Here is a 4,528-nt window from a genome sequence, read left to right on the forward strand (position 1 = left end):
AACCTTTAATCATGACTAACTTAAACAATCATTCAACCTCTAACACATCCGAAGAGCCTGAGTTATCAATGGAAGAACTCGATGCTAAATGGGATGCACTAGAAAATGACCCAGAATTTCGCAAAAAACCTTTTTGGCAAAGAATTGTTGAGATTGGTAACGTTGTTCCCCAATCAGAATGGCGAAAACACTTTCCCAGAGACTTTGCGCGTAACGCGGAACATTATATGTACGGCGCACCGAGAGAAGATGAGGAAGAATGAGAAAAATTTTCTTAGATACCTTCTATTTAAAAGCGTTAGCTGATAGAGGAGATAATGCTCATAGACTTGCTATAAGTATGGTAGCAAGACTGGGTAACTTTAGAGGTGTTACCAGTGAAATGGTTCTGACAGAATTACTCAATGCTTTATGCAGTAGAGGGGAATTTTTGCGTAAATCAGCTATTCGTCTAACTCATGATTTACGCAATGACAGCAAAACCATAATCATTCCCCAAACCAGTGAACAATTTCAGCAAGCTTTTGATTTTTACCAAAGACGATTAGATAAAGGATACAGTTTAACTGATTGTGCTTCCATGCAGATTATGAGACAACTGGAAATCTCTGAAATATTAACCTTTGATAAGCATTTTCAGCAAGAAGGATTTAGCGCATTACTCAGAGAATAGTCACTAAACTTTACTTCACTTTAATTTTTTCCTCGCTTCATATAACCATTGCTCCTCCTCCGTATTAATTTCCCTCCCTTCGGCTAAATTAAGACATTTACGCCAATTTTCCTGAGATAATTTCTTGTCTTCTTTTTCTAAAAGTTGAGCATAAATACAAAAAGCAGCACCGGGATTGCGGATAAATTTCTGATAAGCTGGATTTTCAGCGATACCAATAGCAACTAAAAGATTAGGAACTGCATCTTCACTGCGATTTTGCTTAAATCTGGCCCAGCCTAGATTTTTATAAATACTATATTTTTGTACTGCTAAATTGCGTTTCTCCTCTTCAGTAAATTGGTCTAGTTTTTCATCTTTTTCTGCTAATAATCTCTTGGCTTTTTCCAGTAACTCTACTGCTTCTGCATTCTTATTATCGCGCAGATACCAATAAGCGAGATTATTATAAGCATCTATAAAACCACCTTTTGCCGCAATTAAATAGTGTTTCTTCCCATTAGTCAAATCCTGTAACTCTTCATAAAGTGTTGCCAACTTATAATGAGCATCTAGATTATCTGGATCTAACTCAATCGCTTTTAAATACTTCTCTTCGGCTGAAGCTAAATTAGGAAATTCTTGACTTGCTGGCGGAGGAGATTGTAAACGGTTGCCTTCTTGCTTATAAAGCTCAGAAAACCAAGAGAAATTTAGATAAATTCCCAAGAGAATAGCAAAGACTATTACTGTTACAGAAAACTGTATTTCTTCATACCAATGTTCAGCAATCCCAAGCAATTTCATTAACTTAACAAAACCCTTCTGGCGCGTCCGTGTGAGAGCATTTTCAGTTTGTAATAAAGAAATGAAAGTCGAAAAAATAACACCCCCTATTTCTAGCAAACCTGAACCACCACTAAGAAACCGAGTAGCAATCGTTCCGATTAATGTAAAATTAACCCCTAATAAAACCAGTTTAACGATTCTCAATAGCCAATCAAAGCGATTGCAAGGATGCAAAGATTCCCTACTTTCTAAATGCCACCACCAAGCCTGATCAGAAATAGATAAAGTCTCCCGATATTCAGCTAAGTCAAGAACTTGAGTAATTTTGTAGCTTTTCTGTTTTAATCTATTATCTTGTTCGATTAATTTTGACGACATATCAACCGAAATTTCCGCCTCAGCTTCCATTTGTTTATGAAGAGCATCTCTGGCGGCAATAATTTCTAAAGCCTGTGCTTTTTTCAGAGATTTATTATGAGAAGTATCTAAATAATTTAGAGCATTCTGGTAACGCTCTAAAGCAACTTGAAAGGGTGTCGGCACAGGTGCAGGAGAATTCATATTATACTAAATCCGTTGAGCATAGGCTACTTATAAGGACAGGCAAGAGGCAAAACGGAGAATAAATAATCAGTTTTTAATAACCGGATTTAGCATGAAAAAGGCCGATTACTGATAGACTCGACCGCGCCAACGTTGGGGACGGGTAAAAGCAGAGATAAAAATGCGGATAACTGCCAGCGGATCCGCTAGGGGAGATAGCCAAAATAATCCTGAAGATAGATTGACTTTTTTGCCGCGATAGTAACTAGGAGAGACAGCCAATAAAAGGGCAAAACGAATCAATAACAGCAGCAGGTTTAAAGTCAAGACAATTTTTAAACTCAGGAAATCGTAGCCAAAAATCAAAGCTGTGAGCAGTAAAGGCGTGATAATTATCGGTAATCCCTGAGTAAGAGCTAATAAAGCTAAATCGCCCCATAATTGCCCCTGATAGGAGGCATCTTTGAGATCAAGAGATCTGCCCCATTCCTGCCAAGTTTCCTTGAGTCCTTCGTACATTCGCACCCGAATTAATTTCGCCCCATCGAGAAATCCCACCCGATAGCCTTTCGTTGCCGCTAGACGGGCCAGGGTGACATCATCGCAAAAAGAACCTTTTGCCCCGCTATAACCGTCTAAAGCCGCTAAAACTGACCGCCGGCAGAGAAAACATTGACCATTGGCCATCACTCGTTCGGGATCTTGCCCGCGCACTCCGGCCGCATCAAAGCGATAGAGCAAAGTCATCAATAAAGCCGGCTGTAACCACCATTCTCCCGGATAGGAGAGGATAAATTGCGGCGACAGGGAAACTAAATCGTAACCTTCTGCGATCGCATCTTTGACCAAACTAGCCACTAAATTTGCTTGGGGTTGCGTATCGGCATCAATGCCCAAAATCCAGTCACTTTTAGGAGAACTAAACAAAAAACCATTGTGTAACGCCCAGGGACGACCTACCCAATCGGGAGGCAAAGGATAATCGGTTTTCAAGCGAAAGCGGGGGTCTTTTGCCGCTATCTCTTTGACTTTTTCCCGCGTACCATCTTGGGAATTGCTATCGACAATCAGAATTTCTCGCACTTCGTAACTCTGTTGACTCAATCCCCGTAAACAACCGTCAATCCTGGCCACTTCGTTTAACGTCGGCACAATTACGCTTACTGTCCCTAACATCTCCGGGGTGGGAGGTTGGGGAGTCAGGGGAGGACGACGACGCGCCCCTTTTAGCAGACGGGAAAGAAGGATAAAAAAGGCAACAGCCTGAGACAGCAGTAGCCCCAGGCAGAATGCACCGAGAATTATCTCAGTTAACAACTTATTTGGCTCCTCTCACCGACACAACGGGGATTTTTAGGGTTGTTACTTCGCTTGTCGGCACTGTTTGTCGGGAAGCAACAGCCTTGGCGCGATTATAGAGAAGGATTAAAGGCAGAACACCGGTGAGTAATCCTAAGAAAATCGGCGGATAAATACCAGCACCGATACTCATGACCGTAGCAAAGCCAAAATTACCTAAATACATCAGAAAAGGCAGGGTTACATCTTGACTTGGCAGTTTCACCGGTTGCACTTGCCAGATTAAAGTGGCTACCGTCATAAAAACACAGCCCGTACCGAACCAACCGGCAAAATTTTCATAGGGCATCCCAAAAAAAGCCCCCGGTTGTTCCCAAATCCAGAAGGGGATGGTAGTTTGACTCATGGCTGGATCTAGGACAAAATCCCATGAAGTTAATAATACCGCCCCGATAGCGATCGCTCCTAGATTTTGTAGCCATTGAGGTAAAGCAAGAGTGGATAAACCAACACGAGCGATAATATAGGCACTAAAACCGAGATAAAACCAAGATAGGGGGATAGTAAAGGGTACTAAACCCGCAATTTTGTAACCTAAGCCCGAAAGATAACGATAATGACCGAAAGGAAAGCCGGTACTGGTTCCTAACAGTTCGCTACAAAGGGATAAACTGATAGCGGGAACCATGAATCCTAACCAGTGCCACACTCCTAGAGTCCGATAGGCATAAACAGCCACCGCTGCCATTCCTAACACCATATACACCACACCCCCCCCTGCCATTGACCAAGCAAAGGCAGTTTTGCCAAAATCCGGTAAATTGGCCACAAATTCGGGATGGGGCAAGACTAGCAACAATCCCGCTAGTCCAAAAGCCATCGATACAATATGACCGATGAGCAGAGCTTTTTCGATCGCAATTAGTCGTCTCATTAAATCTCTAGCACTGCGAAGGGATAATCATTTTCAAGTTTACAAATCTTTATTAAAGAATTATTACCCAGATCGGTCACTTTCGGCAAAAAAGTTTTACAGGGGTTAGGGATTTGCCTGTAGTAGTTCTTTAGGAGTCAGTAGGCAGGAGTAAGTGGTCATAATAATCAATGGTTCTTCGGTTTGTGTTATGCAATGTACGGGGGTTATAAGGGATGGAACCCTTATCTAGAAAGGCATTGCTGCGATTTTTGTCAATTGTTTTTTATCTAGAGCGAACTAATCAATTAAGTCTCTTGCCAGATAAGGAT

The 4,528-nt window shown here is 41.7% G+C and carries 5 protein-coding genes; 2 read left to right on the forward strand and 3 right to left on the reverse strand.

Annotated elements, in window-relative coordinates; translation table 11 throughout:
- The first annotated feature begins 11 nt into the window (after positions 1–11).
- Together IM477_RS19605 and IM477_RS19610 are read left to right on the forward strand one after the other, a co-directional pair.
- Positions 12–263, forward strand: a complete 252-nt coding sequence (locus IM477_RS19605) for a hypothetical protein (protein WP_002774365.1) — start codon at positions 12–14, stop codon at positions 261–263.
- Positions 260–673, forward strand: coding sequence for a type II toxin-antitoxin system VapC family toxin (locus tag IM477_RS19610; protein ID WP_002797269.1), 414 nt, complete (start codon positions 260–262; stop codon positions 671–673). The genes IM477_RS19605 and IM477_RS19610 overlap by 4 nt, the downstream gene beginning before the upstream one ends.
- 15 nt (positions 674–688) lie before the next feature.
- On the opposite strand, the gene IM477_RS19615 is transcribed toward IM477_RS19610, so the two are convergent.
- From IM477_RS19615 to cruF, 3 genes are all read right to left on the reverse strand, one after another.
- A complete protein-coding gene (locus tag IM477_RS19615; protein ID WP_287733157.1) occupies positions 689–2,002 on the reverse strand; it encodes a tetratricopeptide repeat protein in 1,314 nt (437 codons plus the stop codon).
- A gap of 108 nt (positions 2,003–2,110) precedes the next feature.
- Positions 2,111–3,301 carry a 2'-O-glycosyltransferase CruG gene (cruG, locus tag IM477_RS19620; RefSeq protein ID WP_287733158.1) on the reverse strand — a complete coding sequence of 397 codons (1,191 nt, stop codon included), beginning with the start codon at positions 3,299–3,301 and terminating at the stop codon, positions 2,111–2,113.
- Between the two features lies 1 nt (position 3,302).
- A complete protein-coding gene (cruF, locus tag IM477_RS19625; RefSeq protein WP_287733159.1) occupies positions 3,303–4,217 on the reverse strand; it encodes a gamma-carotene 1'-hydroxylase CruF in 915 nt (304 codons plus the stop codon).
- Between the last annotated feature and the right edge of the window lie 311 nt (positions 4,218–4,528).

Source organism: Microcystis sp. M090S1 (genome assembly GCF_020246295.1).
GTDB classification, from domain to species: domain Bacteria; phylum Cyanobacteriota; class Cyanobacteriia; order Cyanobacteriales; family Microcystaceae; genus Microcystis; species Microcystis aeruginosa.